Origin of the sequence: Collimonas sp. OK242 (assembly GCF_900107095.1) — a bacterium.
Lineage (GTDB): Bacteria > Pseudomonadota > Gammaproteobacteria > Burkholderiales > Burkholderiaceae_D > Collimonas.
The window spans coordinates 58,309-81,570 of record NZ_FNOR01000009.1; the positions used below are offsets into that span (position 1 = coordinate 58,309).

Below are 23,262 nucleotides of genomic sequence, written 5' to 3' on the forward strand. Positions count from 1 at the left end.
CACAGTTACATATAAATTTGTAACTGTGCTCTAAAAGCATCGTAGCGACTGTACATGCTGCTGTAAGCGGGCGCCAATTACACTCCCGCGGACTCTGCGCGGTTTGCGCAAGATGCTCCGGGGAATAAAATTGAGCGACCAGAAAATCCAGCAATACAAGCACCCTGCCGGCGGCTGGGGGGCCTTGAAATATGTAGCGTTGCACCTGCTGAAAGAGAAAGTGCCGGGCGGCGGCCTGCGTACCCTGCTGGCGCAGAACCAGCCGGACGGCTTCGACTGTCCCGGCTGCGCCTGGCCAGATCGCGATCATGCATCGACCTTTGAATTCTGCGAAAACGGCGTCAAGGCGGTAGCGGCGGAAGCCACCTCCAAACGCGTCACCGCAGATTTTTTTGCGCAAAACAGCGTCAGCGCATTGCTGCAGCAATCGGACTACGAACTGGAAGAGCACGGCCGCCTGACCGAACCGATGACGTACGACGCCGCCAGCGACAAATACCGGCCGATCTCGTGGCAAGACGCATTCAGCTTGATGAGCAGTCACCTGAACACGCTGGAAGATCCGAACCAGGCGTCGTTCTACACTTCCGGCCGCACCAGCAATGAGGCGGCATTCCTGTACCAGCTGTTCGTGCGCGAATACGGCAGCAACAACTTTCCCGATTGCTCCAATATGTGCCACGAACCAACCAGCGTCGGCTTGCCACAGACCGTGGGCGTCGGCAAGGGTACGGTCACGCTGGACGATTTCGACCTGGCCGATACCTTCCTGATCTTCGGCCAGAATCCCGCCACCAATCACCCCCGCATGATGGGCGAACTGCGCGAATGCGCCAAGCGCGGCGCCGCCATCGTCTCCATCAATCCCTTGCGCGAGCGCGGCCTGGAACGCTTCTCCAGCCCGCAACATCCGTCCGACATGCTGTCGCGCTCCGGCACCAGCATCAGCAACATGTTTATCCGCCCTACTCTGTGCGGCGACCTGGCGCTGGTCAAGGGCGTCATCAAGCGGGTACTGGAACTGGACGATCTGGCGCTGCAAGACCAGACCGAGCGCGTGATCGACGTCCGCTTCATCGCCGAACACACGGCCTGCTTCGAAGAGTTCGCGGCCGACATCCGCGCCGAAAGCTGGGGCGACATCGTCACCGAATCGGGCGTCGGCCGGGACGATATCGAACGGCTGACGCAAGTGTATGTGCGCGGCAAAAACGTCATCGCTACCTGGGGCATGGGCTTGACGCAGCACAAGCACGGCGTCGCGACGATCCAGATGGTCTCCAACCTGATGCTATTGCGCGGCAATATCGGCCGCCCCGGCGCCGGTTTGTGCCCGGTCCGCGGTCATTCCAACGTGCAAGGCGACCGCAGCGTCGGCATCGACGAAAAACCGACCGCCGCTTTCCTCGATCGCATCGAACAGGTATACGGCTTCAAGCCGCCGCGCGCGCATGGTCTCGACGTGGTCGGCACGATTGAAGCCATGCTGCGGGGCGAGGTCAAGGTCTTCATCGGACTTGGCGGCAACTTTGCCATGGCGACGCCCGACACGCCACGCACCTGGCAGGCGCTGCAGTCTTGCGCGCTGACCGTCCACATCACCACCAAACTGAATCGCAGCCATCTGATCCACGGCCAAGACGCCTTGATCCTGCCGACCATGGGCCGCACCGAAATCGACCTGCAGGAAAGCGGCCCGCAAGGCGTGACCGTCGAAGACTCGATGAGCATGGTGCACATTTCCTACGGCATCAACCAACCGGTCGCCAAAACCTGTCTGTCGGAAATCGACATTGTTGCGCGCCTGGCGCACGCCACGCTGAAACAGAGCCGCACACGCTGGCTGGACTACGTCAAGGACTACGCCCTGATCCGCGACGACATAGCAAAAGTGTACGACGCCTTCAAGGATTACAACCTGCGCATACAGCAGCCGGGCGGCTTCCACCTCGGCGTAGCGGCGCGCGAGCGGGTCTGGAAAACTGCCAGCGGCCGGGCCCAGTTCATCGTGCATGCGATTCCCAAGGACACGCCAATTCACCAGGCGCGCCGCAAATACGGCCCCGAACTGATGGTATTGATGACCACCCGTTCGCATGATCAGTACAACACCACCATCTATGGACTGGACGACCGTTATCGCGGCGTATTCGGACAACGGCGCGTGGTATTTGCCAACCTGCTCGATATCCGGATGCTGGGCTTCGCTGCCGGCGACTGGGTCGATCTGATCGGTGTCTGGGACGACGGCATCGAGCGCCGCGCCGATCGTTTCCTGCTGGTTGAATACGATATTCCGCGCGGCTGCATCAGTAGCTACTATCCGGAAACCAATCCGCTGGTGCCGCTCAACAGCTTCGCCGACCAGGCGCGCACGCCGACCTCGAAATCGATCCCGGTGCTGATGCGGCGCTCCATGCAGACGGCAGCGTGATCCGATGATGAATCGGGACGATCGGATTGACGATGCGGTGCTGGCGATCTTGTCCGCACTGCATGCCGATGCTAACTGCGAGCGCGGCCACAAGCAACGCAGCAACTACGCCGAACCAGGAATGTCGCTGGCGAAACTCAGCAAGCGGGTCGAGCAACGCATGAGCACTTTGCGACGCCATCTTAGCGCCCTGGAAGACGCTGAAATTGTCCGCGTCGCTCTCAACGAGGACGGCACCGGCCGCGCTGCCCTGACCGCGTTCGGGATGGCGATTGTCGATGCCCTGGATGAACGCCAGGCCGCCGAGATGGCGTGAGCTATTCCAGCATGGCGGCCAGCATTTCGCCCAGTCGCCGTATTGCCAGTTCGATCTGCGGCGTCCAGTTGTAGCTGTAATTCATGCGAATGAAACTGCGATAGGCGTCTGAAGTGGAAAACAGGCGGCCTGGCGCAATCGTGATGCCTGCCGCCAGCGCTTGCCGGTACAAGGCCATGGAATCGATCGCCGCCGGCAATTCTATCCACAGCACATAACCTCCGGCTGGCCGCGTGATGCGCGTGCCGGCTGGGAAGAAACGGCCGACGAAAGCGCTCATGATGTCGCAGCGCTGCTGCAAGGAGCGCCGCAGCCGGCGCAGATGGCGGTCGTAGCCGCCAGCCGTCAGGTAAGCGGCGATGGCCCGTTGCGGCAAAGTCGAGGTGCTGAGCGTGTTGAGGAATTTCAGCTTTTCCACCTGCTCCCGATAACGCCCCGGCAAAGTCCAGCCGATGCGGTAAGCGGAAGTCAGGCTCTTGGAAAACGATGAGCAATACAGCACGATGCCGCGTTTGTCGTAAGCCTTCAGGACACTCGGATGAGCCGTGCCGAAATACAGCTCGTTGCAGACGCCGTTTTCGATGATCGGCATGTTGTAGCGCGCGCCCAGCTCAACCAGTTGCCGCTTGTTTTCTTCCGGCATTTCGAAACCCAGCGGATTCTGGAAATTCGGCATCACCATGCAGGCCGCAACCGGCTGGCTCTGCATGATTTTTTTCAGCGCCGCGACATCCATTCCCGATCGCGGGTCGGTCGGTATTTCGATGGCGCGCATGCCGAGCCGCTCGATCGCATGCAGCATCGCATAAAAGGTCGGCGATTCCACCGCGATCGTATCGCCCGCTTTCGCCACCGCCTGCAAACACAGATTGATGGCTTCGGTGGCGCCCACCGTGATCACCACATCGCCGGGACCGACGCTAAGGCCGGTTTCCAGATGGCGCCTGACGATCTGCCGGATCAGGTCCGGATGGCCGGGCGGCAAATCGTCCAGCACGCCCAGCGGGCCGCCGCTGCGCAGGATGGCGCTGTTGTATTGGCTGATGCGCCGGGCCGGAAACAAGGTCGGATCGGGATACGGCGAGCCGAGCGGAATCGCATCGTTCTGGTGAATCGACTTAAGCGTCGCCAGTACATGGCGGCTGACATCCACTTCGGCCGACACCGGCAGCGGCTGCGATCGGTCCGGCTCAGCTGGCGCAGCCTGTGCCGACGCTGACGCCTGCAATGACGCCGCAGCATCGCGGCCAAACTGCGCCCGCACAAAATAGCCGGATTGCGGGTGGCTTTCAATCACCCCGCAGCTTTCCAGCAATTCATAAGCGCGCACCACGGTTGTGATGCTCAAGCCCTGTTGCTGGCTGGCCTGGCGCACCGAACTCAGGCGATCACCGGGACGCAGCACGCCATTCCGCAGCGAAGCCCTGATCTGCTCGGCAAAACGTTGATAAAGAGGCAGGCGCGTTGTTTTCAAACCGGACGGTGACAGAGGCCAAGGATGAGTTCATTATAGTGAAAATCAAGAAGGCCCCTTGCTTGCAAGCAGTAGTTATTACACAAACATCGCAAAAATACGCTATCGATCTATAGTGAGTGGCTGCAGCACAGCTTCGACCCGAATTGGACAATGCTGGCAATTTTTATGGCGACATTCATTTTCACACCGCAACTTGCCCGTTTTATCTCAGCGCCGGAAATTCACACCGACGCCCTCACCTTGCGCGCCGGCCTGGAAACAGCATTCGCGTCCAACCCGCGCTTGCGCGCCTATCTGCTCGATGAACAAGGCTGCCTGCGGCCGAATGTCGCGATTTTCATCGACGGCCATAACGTACGTGACCACGTGCATCTGAACGCGCCGCTGGCGGCGCACAGCAAGGTCCACGTTCTGCAAGCTCTCTCCGGAGGTTGACCATGACTGACCGCGCCTGGATCGCTAGCCGCAAAGGATTGTTTTCATTGCAAAAGCAAGATGGCGGATGGGCCTTGGGCCCGATTGCCTTTCTCGGCGAACCGGTTTCCATGGTGCTGCCTGACCCGCGCGACGGCGCAGTCTACGCCGCGCTGAACCTCGGCCATTTCGGCGTAAAGCTGCACCGCAACGATGCTGCATCGGAGCGCTGGACTGAAATTGCCGCACCTGCCTATCCTCTCAAACCCGAAGACTCAAGCGACCCGGTCGACTGGGGCGTGAAATTCATCTGGTCGCTCGCTTGCGGCGGCGCCGACCAGCCCGGCGTCATCTGGGCCGGCACCTTGCCGGGCGGCTTGTTCCGTTCCAGCGACCGCGGCGAATCCTGGACGTTGATGCGCTCCTTGTGGGATGCGCCGGAGCGCAGCGAATGGTTTGGCGGTGGTTACGACGTACCCGGGATTCACAGCATTTGCGTCGACCCGCGCGACAGCCGCCATGTCCTGGTCGGCATTTCCTGCGGCGGCGCCTGGGTTACGCATGACGGCGGCGACAGCTGGAGCTTGTGCGCAAAAGGCATGAGCGCCACTTACATGCCGCCGGAGCGCGTCGACGATCAGAATATTCAAGACCCGCATCGGATTGTGGGCGCCAGGGATACCCCCGATCTGCTTTGGTGCCAGCACCACAACGGCATCTGGCGCTCCCGCAACTTTGGCGCAGACTGGCAGGAAGTCAGCCCCGCGCCTTTGTCGAACTTCGGTTTCGCCGTGGCCGTGCATCCGGGCGATGGCAATACCGCCTGGTTTGCCCCGGCGCAGGCTGACCAGACCCGCATCCCCGTAGATGCCGCGCTGGCGGTGACGCGCACCACCGACGGCGGAAAATCCTTCACCTCCTTGCGCCACGGCCTGCCCCAGCAGCACTGCTACGACCTGATCTATCGCCATGGCCTGGCTGTGGCGGACGACGGCAGCACCCTGTTGATGGCTTCGACCACCGGCAGTGTCTGGCTGTCGCAAAACGGCGGCGACAGCTGGCAGACCATTTCCAACACCATGCCGCCGGTTTATGCGGTGTGCTTCGGTTAATCAGCCCTGTTATTTCTTGTCGCGGCAACGCGTGGGCACAATGGGTGCGATGGGCCCACCCTGCTTCTTTCCTATTCATGCCATTTCGATATTGATACAACAACAAAACATATCGATAGAGCAAAAATATATTGGACGCAGGCGCTGCCAGCCGCGATACTCTCGGGCCATCCGGTTTACGCGCCTGTCCCGGGCTTGCCACGCTCTCGCAAGACACATACTTATTCCCTGACTACTCTATGAACATTTTCTCTTTCTGGTTCCGCATCCCCTTTTGGCAACGTGTGCTGGGCGGCTTCGTGCTCGGCGCGCTGGCCGGCTGGCTGCTAGGCGCACCCGCCGAAACCTGGTTCGGCCCGCTCGGCAAGCTATATGTCACGCTGATCAAGATGATCGCCGTGCCGCTGGTTTTCTTTGCCGTCACCAACAGCATTTCTAGTTTGCACGGCATGAAAAGCGTTGCCGCATTGGGCGGCAAGACCTTCTTGTGGTTTGCCATTACGGCGGTGCTGGCGGTTGGCGTTGGCTTGCTGGTCGCGAACTTCACCAATCCGGGCCGGAACCTGGGCCAGCTCGCAATTGCTGCCGATTACACCGTGCATGAAGTGCCGACGCCGATCCAGGTGCTGCTGGACGTAGTGCCGTCGAATCCCTTCAAGGCGCTGTCCGACGGCAAGATCCTGCAAGTGATTTTCTTCGCCGGACTGCTCGGCATGGCGTTGGTGAAATTGGGCGACAAGGTGAAACAGGTACGCGAACTGATGGGTGAAGCCAGCAGCGCCATGATCCAGATCACCCGCTTTGTGCTGGAAATGACTCCGCTCGGCACCTTTGGCTTGATCGCTGCGCTGGTTGGATCTTACGGTTTCGAGCGCCTGCTGCCGCTGGGGAATTTCGTGTTGACGCTGTACCTGGCGTGCGCGCTGCACATCGTGGTGGTGTACGGCGGCCTGCTGCTGAGCCATCGCCTCAATCCGATGCGTTTTTTCCGCGGCGCCTTTCCCGCCATGCAGGTGGCATTCACCAGCTCATCGAGTTTTGCCTCGATGCCTATCGCCTTGCGCAGCGTGGTGCATAACCTCGGCGTGAAACAGGAATATGCGGCGTTTGCCGTACCGCTCGGCGCCAGCATCAAAATGGACGGCTGCGGCGCCATCTATCCGGCGATTGCTTCGATTTTCGTGGCTCAGTATTTCGGCCTGCAGCTGGATCTGTCGCAGTACTTCATCATCATGCTGGCCTCGGTGCTCGGCTCGTTCGGCACCGCCGGCGTACCCGGCACTGCAATCGTGATGGTGACCCTGGTGCTCAGCTCCGCCGGCCTGCCGCTGGAAGGCATCGGCTACCTGGTCGCCATCGACCGCATTCTCGACATGATGCGCACCATGACCAATGTCACCGGACAAATGCTGGTGCCGGTGCTGGTGGCCAAGGAAGAAGGTTTGCTGGATCTGGACATTTATAACGCCGCCAACAGCGACGTCGGGCTGGACCAGAACAGCAACGCGGCGGCCTGATCCACATGCTGCCGTGCCGCGTGTTGACGCAGCACGGCAGCGGCATCACGGTTCGCCGTCCCAATAATCGAGGTCGTTCGACCTGCGCTGCACCACATCGAAAACACGTTCGCCGCCGGCAGACGCCATCGCCAGAAACTTGCCGGAATCCGGATATTCGCACACCTCCGGCTGTTCCCTGGTGCTGATTGAAAGATACTTCAACGGCTGATCCGACGTATTCACTATCTGGTGCGGGTATTCCGGACCAGGTGGAATGAAGACCACGTCGCCGCTGCGCAGCGGCAGCATTTCGCCCGCCACTCGCAGCGTGCCGCTGCCCTCCAGGATAATAAACATCTCCTCCTGCGCGTAGTGGAAGTGATACGGGCACGACCTCTTGCCGGGCGCGACAGTATCTATGCTGGCGCCCAGCTTCTGTGCCGCAGTGCCCGGCGCCAGGCGCGCGCCGATTGAATCGTATAAAGGCTCGCGCAAGTCGTGCGTGCCCGGTACGGTGTTGAAGTTGCGAATCAAACGGCGGCTCAAACTCTCTGCGTTCTCATTCATTTTTTCTCCGAAAATTGACGACTCCAGGGACTGGATCCTGAGCCTGCACAGCAGAATACACGCAAGCACGCCCGGCTGTAATTCCCAGCGGAAATTCATGTGCACCGTCGCGGACAATCACCAGACAGAAATGGTGCAAAGCCGCATTTCCGCGCCACTTACTCGTCACTTATGCACCACTTCCGCACGCATGCGATGACACAAACCACACATCTCAAAAAAGAAAATAAATTTCCTTTACTTGAAATGAAAATGAAAATATATTTACACAAATTATAAAAAACAATCCAAGGGGCAGATGGTGCAACATTCCGCAATCACAGCATGGCAACGCGAAAGTGCAGTCGCGGCACGCATAGGTAAAGCCTATCCGGGGTTGTCGAAAGCACACCGCAAGGCGGCCGATTACGTGCTGGCGAATGTATTCCACACCGCCACCATGACCATCGACGAACTGGCCGACGCAGTCGGCGTTTCGCTGGCGACGGCCAACCGTTTCGCGCATGCACTTGGATTCGACGGTTATCCGGCATTCCGGGCAGCCCTGGTGCTGGACTTCGCGTCGTCGCTGGCGCCGGTCGAAAAGCTGCGCGACCAAGTGCTGCGCCCCGCCAGCAGCGCGGAAATCATGGCCGCAGCGCTGATGGCAGACATGCAGAACCTGGAAGCCACGCAACGCGCATTGTCGCCGGCGCATTGCGACCAGGCGGTCAGCATGATTCTGAACGCCGACCGGATATTCATACTCGGCTTCGGCGCCAGTGCTTTTCTGGCCGGTCTCATGGCGCATGCATTGGAACCCTATTGCCGTACGGTGATGCCGGTGGCCGGGCCCGGCGGGGCATCGCAAGTCAGCCGCCAGTTCTTTAAACTCGATCAGCGCGACCTGGTGATTGCGATGGCTTTTCCACGCTATGTCACCGATACCGTCACGCTGTCAGGCCGCGCCAAGGAACGCTCGGCGCAATTGCTGGCGCTTACCGACGCACCAACCTCGCCGCTGGTGCCGCTGGCGGACGTGACTTTGTACGCACAGACCGAACGCCTGCTGTCGCCAACCTCGGATGCCGCAGCGCTGGCCTTGATCCAGGCGGTATGCGACGCCGTCGCCCACCGCGCCAACCGCTCGGTGCATGCGGCATCAAAAATGACTGAAGCCGTGCTGCCATGGCTGCATCACCCGGACGGACACCGCCAACCAGTCACGCCTAACAAGGCCGGCAAGACAGCAACCAAAAAACCTGCAGCGAAAGTGAAATAACGTGAATAACACTGTGACCAAGCCCGCCAATATTGCCGCTATCGCCATCCACGGTGGCGCCGGCACCATCTTGCGTAGCGCCATGAACACCGCACAGGAACAGGCCTACCACGACGCCCTGAACGAGATCCTCGGCGCCGGCCAGAAAATCCTGGCGGACGGCGGCAGCGCGCTGGATGCCGTCGCGTGCGCCGTCAGCATGCTGGAAGATTGCCCTCTGTTCAACGCCGGCAAAGGTGCGGTCTACACGCATGCCGGCACGCACGAGCTGGACGCCGCGATCATGGACGGCGCCACGCTGGACGCCGGCGCCGTCGCCATGGTCGAACATGTGCGCAATCCGATACTGGCAGCACGTGCAGTAATGGAAAATAGCGAACACATCATGCTGGTTGGTGCAGGCGCCGAAGCATTTGTCGCCCAGCATGGCGTCGAGCTGGTCGAGCCGGAGTACTTTCATACCGAAGCCCGCCACGCCCAATGGCTGCGGGCACGCGATAAGGAGGGCATGCTGTTGCTGGATCACGACGCCACCAGCCAGGCCGCTGAAATCGCCCCCATCGATCCGGATGACAAATTCGGCACGGTCGGTGCGGTCGCCATCGATATGCACGGCAACCTGGCGGCAGCCACCTCGACCGGCGGCATTACCAATAAGCGCGTGGGCCGGGTCGGCGACTCGCCCTTGATCGGCGCCGGCTGCTACGCCAACAATCGCACCGTCGCCGTTTCCGCCACCGGCACCGGCGAAGCATTCATGCGCACGGTAGCGGCTTACGATATTTCGGCGCGCATGGAGTATGCGGGCCAATCGCTGAAAGAGGCCGCCGAACAGGTGGTGATGGATCTGCTGCCGCGCTATAAAGGCCGCGGCGGCCTGATCGCCATCGATGCCCAGGGCAACGTGGTGCTGCCGTTCAATACCGAAGGCATGTATCGCGGCTTCGCCAAGGTTGGCGAAACAGCGGTGACCGCAATCTACAAATGACGCGACAGACGATGCAAAAGATGATGCCGCAATTGATACGTAAGATGCAGAAAGCGATCCTATGAACAAGCAAATTGGCCGCCGCGTACTGACGGTAGAACAAATGAGCGTCGGCTTCACCACTTCCGAACGCAAGGTGGAAGCGGTGCGCAATCTGTCCTTCCATATCGATGCCGGTGAAACGCTGGCCATCGTCGGCGAGTCCGGCTCGGGCAAATCGGTGTCGTCGCAAGCCATCATGCGCCTGATCGATTACGGCGGCGGCCGGATCACCGGCGCCAGCATGAATTTCCAGCGGCGCGACGGTAGCATTATCGATCTGGCCAATGCCGATCAAAGCACCATGCGCCATATCCGCGGTTCGGAAATCGCCATGATTTTCCAGGAACCGATGACCTCGCTCAATCCGGTATTCACGGTCGGCGAACAGATCGCCGAATCGATACGCCTGCATCAGGGCAAGAGCATGGCGGCAGCGCGCGCCGAAGCCTTGCGCATGCTGGAAACGGTGCGTATCCCGGAAGCCAGGCGCATGCTCGACCGTCATCCGCATCAACTCTCCGGCGGCATGCGCCAGCGCGTGATGATCGCCATGGCGCTCTCCTGCAAGCCATCGCTGCTGATTGCCGACGAACCAACCACCGCGCTGGACGTGACGATACAAGCACAGATCCTGCAACTGATACGCGCGCTGCAGGATGAAATGCAGATGGCGGTGATCTTCATCACCCACGATATGGGCGTGGTGGCCGAGATCGCCGATCGCGTGGTGGTCATGTGCCGCGGCGAGAAGGTCGAAGAAAACAATGTGCACGCGATCTTTGAAGCGCCGCAACACCCCTACACCCGTGCCTTGCTGGCGGCGGTGCCGCGTTTGGGTGCGATGCATGGCACCGATCTGCCGCAGCGGATTGCCATTGCAGGCGCAAGCATCACACCGGAGATGGAAGCGGAAGCCAAGATCGTGCGCAGCATCCCAGGCGCCGACCCGCAGCAACAGCCGTTGCTGAAAGTACGCCAGCTGACCACCCGCTTCGACGTCAAGAGCGGCATCTTCAGCCGCGTCAAGCAGCGCGTGCATGCAGTGGAACAAATCAGTTTCGACCTGTATCCGGGTGAAACGCTGGCATTGGTGGGCGAATCCGGTTGTGGTAAATCGACCACCGGCCGTTCGCTGCTGCGGCTGGTCGACATCACCAGCGGCAGCGTCGAGTTCGGCGGCCGCGATCTGGCCAAGTTGCCACGGTCTGAGTTGCGCTCGCTACGACGGGATATTCAATTCATTTTCCAGGATCCTTTCGCTTCGCTGGATCCGCGCCTGACTGTCGGCTATTCCATCATGGAACCATTGCTGGTGCACGGCATGCCGGAAGGCGCACAAGATAAAGTCGCGGCGTTGCTGGAACGGGTCGGCCTGCTGCCGGAACATGCACAACGGTATCCGCACGAATTCTCCGGCGGCCAGCGCCAGCGGATCTGCATCGCCCGTGCGCTGGCGCTGAATCCGAAGATTGTGATCGCCGATGAATCGGTGTCGGCGCTGGATGTCTCGATCCAGGCGCAGATCGTCAATCTGCTGCTGGACCTGCAACAGGAACTGGGTATTTCATTCATTTTCATCTCGCACGATATGGCGGTGGTGGAACGCATCAGCCATCGGGTGGCGGTGATGTATCTGGGACAGATCGTTGAAATCGGCCCGCGCCGCGCGATCTTTGAAAATCCCCAGCATCCATATACCAAGAAGCTGATGGCGGCGGTACCGGTTGCCGATCCGAACCAGCGTCATCGCAAGCGCGAGATGCTGCCGGAAGAAATTCCCAGCCCGATCCGCAATATAGACGACCTGCCCGTGGTCGAACCGCTGAAACAGGTGGGACCGGGACATTTTGTTGCAACTCACCGGATTGCCGGTGCATTTTAAGCGTTCGTTTTAATTGTTCGTTTCAAGCGTTTTTTTGCTTTGTTTATTTGTCTACCTTCAACGATCTTTGAACCAGGGGAGTAACACATGCGCACTACTCGATATTTCGGCAAGGTACTGGCTGGCACCGCCGTCGCACTGACGGCCCAGTTTGCAGTGGGCCAGGCTTTTGCCGCCAAGGACGTCACGCTGGCAGTGGCTTCGACTTTTACCACGCTCGACCCTTACGACAGCAACGACACGCTGTCGCAGGCCGCCATCAAGTCCTTCTATCAAGGCTTGTTCGGTTTCGACAAGGATTTGAAACTGGTCAATGTGCTGGCGGAAGGCTATGAAGTCAGCAAAGACGGCCTGCTCTACACCATCCGTCTGCGCAAGGGCGTCAAATTCCAGGACGGCACCGACTTCAAGGCGGATGCGGTGAAGATGGTGCTGGAACGCGTCATCAATCCGGACAACAAGCTCAAGCGTTTCAATTTGTTCAACCGCATTTCCAAGGTCGACATCGTCAACGACTACGAAGTCAAGATCACCTTGAAAGAGCCGTTCTCGCCTTTCATCAATACCCTGGCGCACTCTTCCGCAGCGATGATTTCACCGACCGCGCTCAAGAAGTGGGGCAACAAGGATATCGCTTTCCATCCGGTCGGCACCGGGCCGTTCAAGTTCGAAGAATGGAAGCAGACCGATTACCTGAAGGTCAGCAAATTCGACGGCTACTGGAAGAAGGGCTATCCGAAGGTCGACAGCATCACCTGGAAGCCGGTGGTCGACAACAATACCCGCAGCGCCATCATGCAAACAGGCGAAGCGCAATTCGCCTATCCGCTGCCGTATGAGCAAGCCGAGCTGCTGAAATCCAAGCCTAATCTGGACCTGATTTCGTCGGCGTCCATCGTGCAACGTTACATCTCGATGAATACGCTGCAAAAACCTTTCGACAATCCGAAGGTACGGCAAGCGATCAACTACGCAATCAACAAGGAAGCATTGGTCAAGGTAGCTTTCACCGGCTACGCCATGCCACAAGATGGCGTGCTGCCGCAAGGCGTGGATTACGCCTTGAAGACAGGGCCTTGGCCGTACGATCCGAAGAAGGCCAAGCAATTGCTGGCTGAAGCCGGTTACCCGAATGGCTTCGAAACCGAATTGTGGTCTGCCTATAACCACACTACCGCGCAGAAGATCATCCAGTTCGTGCAGCAACAGCTGGCGCAGGTCGGCATCAAAGCCAAGGTCATGGCGCTGGAAGCCGGCCAGCGGGTAGAGAAAGTCGAGAGCGCGCCGGTTGCCGCCAACGCGCCGGTACGGATGTACTACACCGGCTGGTCGTCCTCGACCGGTGAAGCCGATTGGGGCCTGCGTCCTCTGCTGGCGTCGGAATCGTTCCCGCCCAAGCTGTTCAACACGGCTTATTACAAGAACGACAAAGTCGACGCCGATATCGCCAAGGCGCTGACCACCACCGACCGCATGGAAAAGACTGCGCTCTACAAAGATGCGCAAACTGAAATCTGGAAAGATGCACCGTGGGCTTTCCTGGTGACCGAAAAACTGTTGTATGCACGCAGCAAGAACCTGAAGGGTGTCTATGTGATGCCTGACGGTTCTTTCAATTTCGATGAAATTGAGTTGAAATAATTGCGGGACAGAGTTTAAGAGCCACCGTAGCGTGGCGAATTACTCTGTCCTCAACTGACCAGATAAAACGGTTAATTTGCAAAGAAAAGCTTTTGCAAACCTACTCAAACCAGGCACAGACCTGGTGAGACACATAATCCCGGGCCTGACCTGTCACCGCAGTCCAGCCAACTACCAGAGCACGCCATGTTTCCTTATGTACTAAAACGCCTGCTGGGCCTGATACCAACCTTGCTGATCGTGGCGGTCATGGTATTTTTGTTTGTCCACTTGCTGCCGGGCGATCCGGCGCGGCTGGTGGCCGGACCTGAAGCCGATTCGCAGACGGTCGAACTGATCCGCAAGGATCTCGGCCTGGATAAGCCGATGCACCAGCAATTCATCCACTATTTCAGCAAGGCCCTGCGCGGCGACTTTGGCAACTCCCTGCGCACCAAGCGTCCGGTCAGCACCGAGATCGCCGAACGTTTCTGGCCCACCTTTTGGCTCACCGTCACCAGCATGGTGTGGGCGGTGCTGTTCGGCCTGGTGATCGGTATCGTTTCCGCGGTATGGCGTAACGAGTGGCCGGACCGCCTCGGCATGACGCTGGCGGTATCGGGAATTTCTTTTCCTTCGTTTGCGCTGGGCATGCTGCTGATGCAACTGTTCTCGGTCAAGCTCGGCTGGCTGCCCGCCATAGGCGCCGACGGCTGGCGTAATTACATCTTGCCGTCGCTGGCCCTGGGCGCCGCGGTGGCTGCCGTGATGGCGCGCTTTACCCGTTCTTCCTTCGTCGAAGTCTTGCAGGAAGATTTCGTCCGGACCGCACGCGCCAAAGGCCTGTCGGAAACCATCGTGGTGCTCAAGCATTGCCTGCGCAATTCCCTGATTCCCGTGGTCACCATGATGGGACTGCAGTTCGGCTTCCTGCTGGGCGGCTCGATCGTGGTGGAAATAGTGTTCAACTGGCCCGGTATGGGACGGTTGCTGATCGACGCTGTCGAAATGCGCGATTACCCGATCATCCAGGCCGAGATCCTGTTGTTCTCGCTGGAATTTATTTTCATCAATCTGGTGGTTGACGTGCTGTATGCCGTCATCAACCCTAGCATCCGTTACAAGTGAGGCCGCCTGTGTCTACTCCATTCAATCCTGTGGCCGCGGTTGCTGCCGCGCCGCTGCCGAATACGATCCGCACACCCTGGAGCGAATTCTGGCGCAAGTTCAAGAAACAGCATCTGGCGGTCGTGGCCGGCTGTTTCGTGTTGTTCCTGATCGTCGTGGCGATTGCCGCGCCTTGGCTGACGCCTTACGACGCCGAGAACTATTTTGATTACGACGCCTTGAATGCAGGGCCGTCGCTCGCGCACTGGTTCGGCGTCGATTCCTTGGGCCGCGATATTTTCAGCCGGATCCTGATGGGCACCCGCATTTCCCTCACCGCCGGTTTTTCATCGGTGGCGGTGGGCGCGGTGATCGGCACCCTGGCCGGCTTGATTGCAGGTTATTACGAAGGCTGGGCCGAACGCATCATCATGCGCATTTGCGACGTGCTGTTTGCATTTCCCGGCATCTTGCTGGCGATCGGCATTGTGGCGATTCTCGGCAGCGGCATGACGAACGTGGTCTTCGCCGTAGCGATTTTCAGCATCCCGACTTTTGCCCGGCTGGTGCGCGGCAACACGCTGGCGCTGAAACACCTGACCTTCATCGAAGCGGTGCGCAGCATCGGCGCCAGCGATAGCACCATCATCCTGCGCCATATTTTTCCCGGCACGGTATCAGCGGTAGTGGTGTATTTCACCATGCGCATCGGCACTTCCATCATCACTGCCGCCAGTCTGTCCTTCCTTGGCATGGGTGCCCAACCGCCGATGCCGGAATGGGGGGCGATGCTGCATGAAGCGCGTTCCGACATGATGACGGCGCCGCATATTGCGATTTTCCCCAGCCTGGCGATTTTCCTGACGGTGCTGGCATTCAACCTGCTGGGGGACGGCCTGCGCGACGCCCTCGATCCCAAGATCGACCGCCGCTGATGCTTGCCCTTCCACATATCGGCCGGCTGCCTGCCGGCCCCCTGAACGCCATCAGCGACGTCGCCGGCGTCACGGTCGGCCACGCCACATTGGCGCAGGGCGCGCTGCAAACCGGCGTGACGGTGATTCGCCCGCATCAAGGCGATCCGTTTCGCGACAAGGTGCCGGCAGCGGCAACGGTGTTCAACGGCTTCGGCAAAAGCATCGGACTGGTGCAGGTGCAGGAGTTGGGACTGCTTGAAACGCCGATTGCGCTGACCAATACCTTATCGGTCGGCAGCGTGGCGACGGCCCAGATTATTTCCGCGATCCAGGCCAACCCGGAGATCGGACGCAGCGACCCCACGGTCAACCCGCTGGTATTCGAATGCAATGACGGTTATCTGAACGATATCCAGGCGATGGCGATCAGCGCCGCGCATTATCAACAGGCGCTGGCCAATGCCGCGCCTGAGTTTGCCCAAGGCGCGGTCGGCGCGGGGCGCGGCATGTCATGTTTTGACCTCAAGGGCGGCATCGGCTCGGCTTCACGCCATGCAACCATCGGCGACCTGCAATATTGCGTTGGCGCGCTGGTACTGGCCAACTTCGGCAAACTGGCGGCGCTGACGCTGGCGGGCAAGCATGTCGGCGATGAACTGATCCGGCTGCGACAATCGACTGCCGAATCCCCCGAGATGGGATCGATCATCATGATTATTGCGACCGATGCCCCGCTGGATGCGCGACAGCTGGGACGACTGGCAACCCGTTGCGGCGTGGGCCTGGGCCGTACCGGGTCGATCTACGGCCATGGCAGCGGCGACCTGGCCCTGGCTTTTTCGACGGCGCAGACGGTGCCGTATCGCGCCGGCAGCGTGCTACGACGATCCTTTTCCTTGTACGATAACTTGCTGGATCCGCTGTTTGAAGCAGTCGCCGATAGTACCGAGCAGGCTATCGTCAATGCACTGTTTGCGGCCGAAACCGTGGCCGGACGCGATGGCCGTCAACGCCAGTCTTTGCGTGAAGCGGCGGCCGGCCTTCTGCCTTAGTCTCTTATAAATAAACGACAATGAAAATCCTTATTTCTGTTGATATCGAAGGCGTCGCCGGTGTCTTCCATCCGGAACAAACCCGCGCCGGCAATCCCGAATACGAACGCGCGCGGCGCCTGATGACAGCCGAAGCCAATGCCGTCATCGAAGGTGCGCTGGCTGGCGGTGCGACCGAGATCGTGGTGAACGACTCGCATGGCGGTTTCCGCAACCTGTTGCCGGACTTGCTGCATCCTGCTGCCAACGCCATTCTCGGCAAGCCGCGCCTGCTAGGCATGATGAGCGGCGTCGACAGCGGCGTCGCCGGCGTGATGATGGTCGGCTACCATGGCCGCTCGCAAAGCCGCGGCATCCTGGCGCACACCATCAACAGTTTTGCTTTCTCCCGCGTCTGGCTCAACGATCAGGAACTAGGCGAAGCGGGCATCTACGGCGCCCTCGCCGGTGAATTCGGCGTACCGGTGATTTTCGGCAGCGGCGACGATGTTTTCGTGGCCGAGAACCAGCCGCTGTTTCCGCACGCCACGCTGGTCAGCATCAAGACCGCGGATGGCGCCAACAGCGGAACATCGCTGTCGCCGCAAAGCGCTTTGGCTATGTTGAGTGAGGGTGCCAAGGCTGCGCTCGGAAAAATTGCAGCCTGCCGTCCCTTTGTCCTGCCGCCGAGCGTCACATGCAAGCTGCAAACCGCCAGCCCGGCGTTAGCCGACCTGTTCTGTCAATTACCGATGCTGGAACGTATCGACGGCGTCAACCTCACATTTTCTGCGCCGTCCGTCCAATACGCAGTGCGGATACTGAACAGCTTGTCGGCCATGTCTTTCATGCTTCGGTAGCGGCGTAAGCAAAGCGCGGAGAACGGGCTTGCTATTCAAGAAGGTATCTGACCCTATTTAACTGCAAACCGTAGAACCAGACGCCAACGAAGTGTTTTATCCTTATTCTGGCCTTTCGATACCCGGGAAGAGGCGGCCGTCACCGAATTTCAGGACTGGCTGGGCGCAATCCGGTCTGATGCAACAACAGAAGAATAGAAACCGATGCCAACGATCACCACGCTGACGCTATACCCGATCAAATCCTGCGCCGGGATAGATCTGCCGGCAGCTACCGTCACCGCCACCGGCCTCAGCCATCAGCATGTGCATGACCGCGAATGGATGGTGGTAGACAGCGCCGGCCAGTTTCTATCGCAGCGCAGCCACGCCGTGATGGCGTTGATCGTGCCGCTTCTGCAAGCCGATGCGATGACCGTGCATGCGCCGGATATGCCGCCGCTTGAGATTGCGACTGCGGCCTTGCCTGCCGGATCGTTGCCGACCATGACAGTGCAGATCTGGGACGACAGCGTCACCGCGCACGATTGCGGCGGCCAAGCTGCCGACTGGTTCTCGCGTGTCATCGGCCTGCCCTGCCGGCTGGTGCGCTTTGATCCCGCATGCAAGCGCCTGGCCAGTAAAAAATGGACCGGTGACAGCGACGCGCCAACCCGTTTTTCGGACGGCTTTCCAATGCTGTTGATATCGCAGGAATCGCTCGACGATTTGAATCGAAAATTGCAGGCGCAGGGCCGCGCGGCCTTGCCGATGAACCGTTTCCGCCCCAACATCGTGATCGATGGGGTAGCAGCGTTTGAGGAGGATTTTCTGGCGACCATCAGGGCGGGGGCAGCATGTTTGCAACCGGTCAAGCCATGTGCGCGCTGCCCGGTGCCGTCTATCGATCAGGCCACCGCTGAACACGGCCCCGATCCCATGGATATCCTGATGACTTACCGCGCCAATCCGCGTGTCGATGGCGGCGTCACTTTCGGCATCAATACGATATTGCTGGAAGGAGATGGCGAAATCCTGCGCACCGGGCAGGAAATCGAGGTGGAACTGGCGTTCTAGGGAGTTATTACTGCGTCTTGGCGGCGGATGATGCCGCCAGCTCAGCCTGCAAGCGCTCGTACTTGGCTTGCAACTGCTCTTTGGATTCATGCCAGGCCGGATCCAGCGGAATGCAGCTGACCGGGCAGACTTGCTGGCACTGCGGCTCATTGAAATGGCCCACGCATTCGGTGCATTTGTGCGGGTCGATTTCGTAAATCAGCGGCCCCATGTAAATCGCACCGTTCGGGCACTCCGGCTCGCATACGTCGCAATTAATACAGTCGTCGGTGATCAATAAAGCCATTGCACTACTCTTTTAAATCAAGTTGCCGCGGGATCGAATGATCCCGCCTTACTGCCTTGCCGTTATTTTAATCCCGCTGGAGATTCGCCGCAGCGTAGCCCCTTAAGGTTGCTGTGCGTCCAGTTTTTCCTTCAGCCATTTTTCGACCGAAGGGAAGACGAACTTGGAGACATCGCCGCCCAGCGTCGCGATCTCGCGGACGATGGTGCCGGAGATGAACTGGTATTGATCCGACGGCGTCAGGAACAGGGTTTCCACGTCCGGCAGCAGGTAGCGGTTCATGCCGGCCATCTGAAACTCGAACTCAAAGTCGGAGACCGCACGCAAGCCGCGCACAATCACGTTGGCATCGTGTTGACGCACAAAATCCTTGAGCAAGCCGGAGAAACTTTCCACTTGCACATTGGGATAATGACCCAGCACCTCGTTCGCAATCGACAACCGCTCTTCCAGAGAGAAAAACGGTTTTTTGTTTTTACTGTCGGCGACGCCTACCACCAATTTGTCGAACAACCCGGATGCGCGACGCACCAGATCTTCGTGGCCGCGTGTGAGCGGATCGAACGTTCCCGGATAAACTGCAGTGACCATCTTCTTCCCCTTGCACCCCAATCAGATCGCGCATTATGCCTGAATTTGCATCAGCCAGAATGCCCTTGCCTTTTCAGCAAGTGGTAAAACACTATACCAGCCTTATCAGCCCGCAGCAGTTGCCAGCCGGCCAGCCAGGGCGGTAAAGCGTCCTCCTGCAACGCGAATTCGGACTCCAGGTACAGCAAACCATGCTCGGCCAGCAAACCCTGGCATTGCGGCAGCACCTTTTCCAGCCAGCCCTGCTGATACGGCGGATCGAGGAAAATCAGATCGAAGCGCGCAGAATCTGCAACGGCCTCAGTGCCAGCCTGAGCGCTAACCTTACTTAACCAGGTTGCCGCATCGCTGCGCAAAATCCGCACCTGGCTGGCATCCAGCTTGGTTTTGGTAACTTCCAGCTGGCGTGCGGCCGGTGTGTTGTGCTCAATCATCGTCACTTCCAGTGCGCCGCGGCTGGCGGCTTCAAACCCTAGCGCGCCGGTGCCGGCAAACAGGTCGAGGCAGCGGACCGCGCTCCAGTTGCCATCAAGCAAGTGTGTCAGCCAGTTGAACAAGGTTTCACGCACCCTATCCGGCGTCGGCCGCAGGCCTTCGCTATCCAATACCGCCAACGGCGTACGTTTCCAGGCGCCGCCAATGATTCTTACCTGGCGCACCAATGGCGGCTTGATGGCATGCACCGGTGTCTTCGGTGCTTTTTTGTTGCTTGGTTTTTTCATTAAGTTTAATAAAAATGGGGAAATTTGCTGGAATTCCGTCAATTCGGCGAGATTCTGAGGCCAGCCATGCCGGTAACTGCCATGATCGACGGGACTATCCCTAATTCGGCAGGCTGCGCTCTGATAGAATGCCGGAGATTGTACCTCTTGTGCAGCCTGCTTCGACAAGCTACTGCAACGCCCTATTTCACCGCCTTACAGATCAGGCCTCAGATGTTTAGTTTCTTCAAGAAAAAACCGAAACCCGAAGTTGCGCCCTTGCCAGAATCTTCTGCGCCAACGGAATTAGTGCAGATAGACAGATTGGAAACAGCGGCAGAGAGCGCCGCGCCAGCCGTTGAAGCCGAAGCTGCGGCCGAAATCATCCCGGCGCCGGTGGCCGCTGAACAAAAGCGCTCCTGGTTATCACGGTTGAAAACCGGGCTGTCGAAAACCTCGTCCAACCTGAGCATCTTGTTCGTCGGCGCCAAGATCGACGACGATTTGTACGAGGAGCTGGAGTCGGCGCTGCTGGTCTCCGACGCCGGCGTCGAAGCTACCCACTTCCTGCTCAACGCCCTGAAAAAGAAGGTCAAGGAAGACAAGCTGACCGAAGCGGCCCAGGTCAAGGCGGCATTGCGCAGCTTGCTGATCGATTTGCTCAGCCCCCTGCAAAAACCGCTGGTGCTGGATCAGCACCAGCCGCTGGTGATGATGATCGCCGGCGTCAACGGCGCCGGCAAGACCACCACCATCGGCAAGCTGGCCAAACATCTGCAAGCCCATAGACAATCGGTATTGCTGGCTGCCGGCGATACGTTCCGCGCTGCTGCGCGCGAACAATTGACGATTTGGGGCGAACGCAATAACGTCACGGTAATCTCGCAGGAATCCGGCGATCCGGCTGCGGTGGCGTTCGACGCCGTGCATTCGGCGCAGGCGCGCGGCACCAATGTAGTCATGGTCGATACCGCCGGCCGCCTGCCGACGCAATTGCATCTGATGGACGAGCTGAAGAAGATCAAGCGCGTCATCGGCAAAGGCATGGCCACCGCACCACATGAAATATTGCTGGTCATCGACGGCAACACCGGCCAGAACGCACTGGCGCAAGTCAAGGCTTTCGACGACGCGCTGGGGCTTACCGGCCTGGTGATCACCAAGCTGGACGGCACCGCCAAGGGCGGCGTGCTGGCGGCTATCGCCACCACGCGTGCGATCCCGGTATATTTCATCGGCGTCGGCGAACAGATCGAAGACTTGCAACCGTTTGATGCCGCCGAATTTGTGGATGCACTGCTAAATTGATTAATTGCGGGACAGAGTTTAAGAGCCACCGCAGCGTGGCGAATTACTCTGTCCCCAACTGACCAGATCAAGAGTATCAAGCAACGTAGGGCCTCGCAAAACAAGCGAGAAATTACAGTTTTCCATGCATTTCCATTCAACCAGCCTAGCCGTCTACCGCAATGATTGAATTCAACCAGGTCTCCAAAAAATATGCGCGTGACGTGGTCGCGCTGCGCGATATCACTTTGACGGTTAACAAGGGCGACCTGATTTTCCTGGCCGGCCCTTCCGGCGCCGGCAAAACCACGCTGCTCAACCTGATTGCAGCAATTGAGCGCCCTAGCAGCGGGACCTTGACTGTCAGCGGCGCCAATGTCGGCAAATTGAAATCTTCCGGCCTGCCTTATCTGCGGCGCAACCTCGGATTGATCCTGCAACAGCAAAAACTGCTGCAGGACCGCACCGTGCTGGCCAACGTCATGCTGCCGCTGCTGGTTACCGGCGCCACCCGCGCCGAAGCGGAAAAGCGGGCCCGGGCGGCACTCGATAAAGTCGGCCTGCTGGACAAGGGGGCGACCGATCCGAAAGCCCTGTCAGGCGGCGAGCAGCAGCGTGTGTCTATCGCCCGTGCGATTGTCAATCGGCCGCAAATCATCCTGGCCGACGAACCGACCGCCAATCTCGATCGCGACAACGCCAACAAAGTCCTGGATGCGCTCAGGTCGTTTCATGCGGTCGGCGTGACTTGCCTGATTTCCACCCATGACGAGCAATTCCTGAACAGCGCCAACCGCGTGGTGTTCCTGGATCAGGGGCAGATTGTCGACCACTGGCAGAATTCTGCCGTACGCAGCAACAGCGGAGGTGCAGCATGAAGAGCTGGCTGCGACAACATCTGTTTGCCATCAGCGACGCCTTCACCCATCTGTTCAAGGCGCCCGGCGGCTTTGCGCTGAACGTGCTGGTGGTGGCGATTGCGCTGGCGCTGCCGTTTGGCGGCCTGACCCTGATAGAAAACGTGCGCCCGGTCTCCGAACAACTGGCGGTAGAACCGGAAATCAGCATCTTCATGGCGCTGGATGCGGCACGCGACAAGACCACCGCACTGGCCAAGCCTATTGCTTCGATTCTGCAGCAACACCGCAGCTCGGCCAAAGTACTGTTCATTCCGCGCGAAGACGCCCTGATCAGCCTGAAAAACAAGACCGGCATGGATGACGCCCTGACTACCCTCGGCCAGAATCCTTTGCCGGATGCCTATGTGTTGAAGCTGGCCGGTTTCCACGACGCGCCGGACGCCGGACGCATCGACACCATTGCCGCTGATCTTAAAGCCTTGCCCGGCGTCGATACCGTGCAAGTCGACTCGGAGTGGGTCAAGCGGCTGGCGGCGCTGTTGGGAATCTTGCGCCTGGTGCTGCTGTTCCTGGCGGGCACGCTGGCGGTGGTGGTGGTGGCCGTGGTGTTCAATACCGTGCGCCTGCAAGTGCTGACCCAACGCGAAGAAATCGCCGTCGCCAAGCTGGTCGGCGCTACCGACGCGTTCATCCACCGGCCGTTTTATTACACCGGCGCACTGCTCGGCCTGTGCGCCGGCGGCCTGGCCTTGGCTGCGGTGGCGCTTGGTTTGCAACCGCTGAACCAGGCGATTGCCGAATTCGCCCGTTTGTACGCATCCGAGTTCCGCTTGTTGCCGCTGAACTGGCTGGCTAGCCTGGTGCTGCTGGCGATCAGCGCCGGCCTCGGGCTGGTCGGCGCATTGCTGTCGGTACGGCGACACCTGGCGCGGCTCGCCTGAATCCCGGTAGCCA

At 59.4% G+C, this 23,262-nt stretch carries 22 protein-coding genes; 17 read left to right on the plus strand and 5 right to left on the minus strand.

Annotated elements, in window-relative coordinates:
* The first annotated feature begins 112 nt into the window (after window positions 1-112).
* The gene (locus tag BLV81_RS11415) at window positions 113-2,434 is read left to right on the plus strand and encodes an FdhF/YdeP family oxidoreductase (protein ID WP_092356343.1); all 2,322 of its coding nucleotides are present in this window, start codon (window positions 113-115) and stop codon (window positions 2,432-2,434) included.
* Between the two features lie 4 nt (window positions 2,435-2,438).
* The gene (locus tag BLV81_RS11420; protein WP_092355913.1) at window positions 2,439-2,750 is read left to right on the plus strand and encodes a helix-turn-helix domain-containing protein; all 312 of its coding nucleotides are present in this window, start codon (window positions 2,439-2,441) and stop codon (window positions 2,748-2,750) included.
* A 1-nt stretch (window position 2,751) separates the two neighbouring features.
* Here BLV81_RS11420 and BLV81_RS11425 read toward each other — a convergent pair whose 3' ends face one another.
* Window positions 2,752-4,209 carry an aminotransferase-like domain-containing protein gene (locus BLV81_RS11425; RefSeq protein WP_092356346.1) on the minus strand — a complete coding sequence of 486 codons (1,458 nt, stop codon included), beginning with the start codon at window positions 4,207-4,209 and terminating at the stop codon, window positions 2,752-2,754.
* A 183-nt stretch (window positions 4,210-4,392) separates the two neighbouring features.
* On the opposite strand from BLV81_RS11425, the gene BLV81_RS11430 reads away from it, so the two are divergent.
* From BLV81_RS11430 to BLV81_RS11440, 3 genes are all read left to right on the plus strand, one after another.
* On the plus strand, window positions 4,393-4,662 hold the full coding sequence (locus tag BLV81_RS11430) for a MoaD/ThiS family protein (RefSeq protein ID WP_092356349.1): 270 nt from the start codon (window positions 4,393-4,395) through the stop codon (window positions 4,660-4,662).
* Window positions 4,663-4,664: 2 nt separating this feature from the next.
* A complete protein-coding gene (locus BLV81_RS11435; protein WP_092355916.1) occupies window positions 4,665-5,753 on the plus strand; it encodes a sialidase in 1,089 nt (362 codons plus the stop codon).
* Between the two features lie 239 nt (window positions 5,754-5,992).
* Complete coding sequence (locus BLV81_RS11440) at window positions 5,993-7,270, plus strand: dicarboxylate/amino acid:cation symporter (RefSeq protein ID WP_092355919.1); 1,278 nt, start codon at window positions 5,993-5,995, stop codon at window positions 7,268-7,270.
* A gap of 45 nt (window positions 7,271-7,315) precedes the next feature.
* On the opposite strand, the gene BLV81_RS11445 is transcribed toward BLV81_RS11440, so the two are convergent.
* Complete coding sequence (locus tag BLV81_RS11445) at window positions 7,316-7,819, minus strand: cupin domain-containing protein (protein ID WP_092355922.1); 504 nt, start codon at window positions 7,817-7,819, stop codon at window positions 7,316-7,318.
* A gap of 298 nt (window positions 7,820-8,117) precedes the next feature.
* On the opposite strand from BLV81_RS11445, the gene BLV81_RS11450 reads away from it, so the two are divergent.
* The 9 genes from BLV81_RS11450 (at window position 8,118) to BLV81_RS11490 (ending at window position 18,583) form a co-directional block, all read left to right on the plus strand.
* Window positions 8,118-9,080: a MurR/RpiR family transcriptional regulator gene (locus BLV81_RS11450; protein ID WP_092355925.1), complete on the plus strand. Its 963-nt coding sequence runs from the start codon at window positions 8,118-8,120 to the stop codon at window positions 9,078-9,080.
* 1 nt (window position 9,081) lies between these two features.
* Window positions 9,082-10,068: an isoaspartyl peptidase/L-asparaginase family protein gene (locus BLV81_RS11455; RefSeq protein WP_092355928.1), complete on the plus strand. Its 987-nt coding sequence runs from the start codon at window positions 9,082-9,084 to the stop codon at window positions 10,066-10,068.
* A gap of 61 nt (window positions 10,069-10,129) precedes the next feature.
* Window positions 10,130-11,992: a dipeptide ABC transporter ATP-binding protein gene (locus BLV81_RS11460; protein ID WP_092355931.1), complete on the plus strand. Its 1,863-nt coding sequence runs from the start codon at window positions 10,130-10,132 to the stop codon at window positions 11,990-11,992.
* 87 nt (window positions 11,993-12,079) lie between these two features.
* Window positions 12,080-13,633 (plus strand): glutathione ABC transporter substrate-binding protein GsiB, encoded by a 1,554-nt coding sequence (gene gsiB, locus BLV81_RS11465; protein ID WP_092355934.1) that lies wholly within the window; start codon window positions 12,080-12,082, stop codon window positions 13,631-13,633.
* A 186-nt stretch (window positions 13,634-13,819) separates the two neighbouring features.
* Window positions 13,820-14,740, plus strand: coding sequence for a glutathione ABC transporter permease GsiC (gene gsiC / locus BLV81_RS11470; RefSeq protein WP_092355937.1), 921 nt, complete (start codon window positions 13,820-13,822; stop codon window positions 14,738-14,740).
* 8 nt (window positions 14,741-14,748) lie between these two features.
* Complete coding sequence (gene gsiD / locus BLV81_RS11475) at window positions 14,749-15,654, plus strand: glutathione ABC transporter permease GsiD (RefSeq protein WP_255365140.1); 906 nt, start codon at window positions 14,749-14,751, stop codon at window positions 15,652-15,654.
* A complete protein-coding gene (locus BLV81_RS11480) occupies window positions 15,651-16,688 on the plus strand; it encodes a DmpA family aminopeptidase (RefSeq protein ID WP_092355943.1) in 1,038 nt (345 codons plus the stop codon). The genes gsiD and BLV81_RS11480 overlap by 4 nt, the downstream gene beginning before the upstream one ends.
* A 20-nt stretch (window positions 16,689-16,708) precedes the next feature.
* Window positions 16,709-17,527 carry a M55 family metallopeptidase gene (locus BLV81_RS11485; RefSeq protein WP_092355946.1) on the plus strand — a complete coding sequence of 273 codons (819 nt, stop codon included), beginning with the start codon at window positions 16,709-16,711 and terminating at the stop codon, window positions 17,525-17,527.
* Window positions 17,528-17,731: 204 nt separating this feature from the next.
* Complete coding sequence (locus BLV81_RS11490; RefSeq protein WP_092355949.1) at window positions 17,732-18,583, plus strand: MOSC domain-containing protein; 852 nt, start codon at window positions 17,732-17,734, stop codon at window positions 18,581-18,583.
* 7 nt (window positions 18,584-18,590) lie between these two features.
* Here the strand turns inward: BLV81_RS11490 and BLV81_RS11495 are convergent, their stop codons facing one another.
* The 3 genes from BLV81_RS11495 to rsmD all read right to left on the minus strand — a co-directional run bounded on the left by BLV81_RS11495 (window position 18,591) and on the right by rsmD (window position 20,182).
* Entirely contained in the window at window positions 18,591-18,869 is a 279-nt protein-coding gene (locus tag BLV81_RS11495; RefSeq protein ID WP_092355952.1) for a YfhL family 4Fe-4S dicluster ferredoxin, read from the minus strand.
* 102 nt (window positions 18,870-18,971) lie between these two features.
* Complete coding sequence (coaD, locus tag BLV81_RS11500) at window positions 18,972-19,460, minus strand: pantetheine-phosphate adenylyltransferase (RefSeq protein WP_038485166.1); 489 nt, start codon at window positions 19,458-19,460, stop codon at window positions 18,972-18,974.
* A gap of 50 nt (window positions 19,461-19,510) precedes the next feature.
* Window positions 19,511-20,182 carry a 16S rRNA (guanine(966)-N(2))-methyltransferase RsmD gene (rsmD, locus tag BLV81_RS11505; RefSeq protein WP_092355955.1) on the minus strand — a complete coding sequence of 224 codons (672 nt, stop codon included), beginning with the start codon at window positions 20,180-20,182 and terminating at the stop codon, window positions 19,511-19,513.
* A gap of 213 nt (window positions 20,183-20,395) precedes the next feature.
* Between rsmD and ftsY the strand changes: the two genes are divergently transcribed.
* The 3 genes from ftsY to ftsX all read left to right on the plus strand — a co-directional run bounded on the left by ftsY (window position 20,396) and on the right by ftsX (window position 23,249).
* Complete coding sequence (gene ftsY, locus BLV81_RS11510; protein ID WP_092355958.1) at window positions 20,396-21,469, plus strand: signal recognition particle-docking protein FtsY; 1,074 nt, start codon at window positions 20,396-20,398, stop codon at window positions 21,467-21,469.
* Between the two features lie 161 nt (window positions 21,470-21,630).
* On the plus strand, window positions 21,631-22,326 hold the full coding sequence (locus BLV81_RS11515; RefSeq protein WP_092355961.1) for a cell division ATP-binding protein FtsE: 696 nt from the start codon (window positions 21,631-21,633) through the stop codon (window positions 22,324-22,326).
* Window positions 22,323-23,249, plus strand: coding sequence for a permease-like cell division protein FtsX (ftsX, locus tag BLV81_RS11520; RefSeq protein WP_092355963.1), 927 nt, complete (start codon window positions 22,323-22,325; stop codon window positions 23,247-23,249). The genes BLV81_RS11515 and ftsX overlap by 4 nt, the downstream gene beginning before the upstream one ends.
* Window positions 23,250-23,262 lie beyond the last annotated feature (13 nt).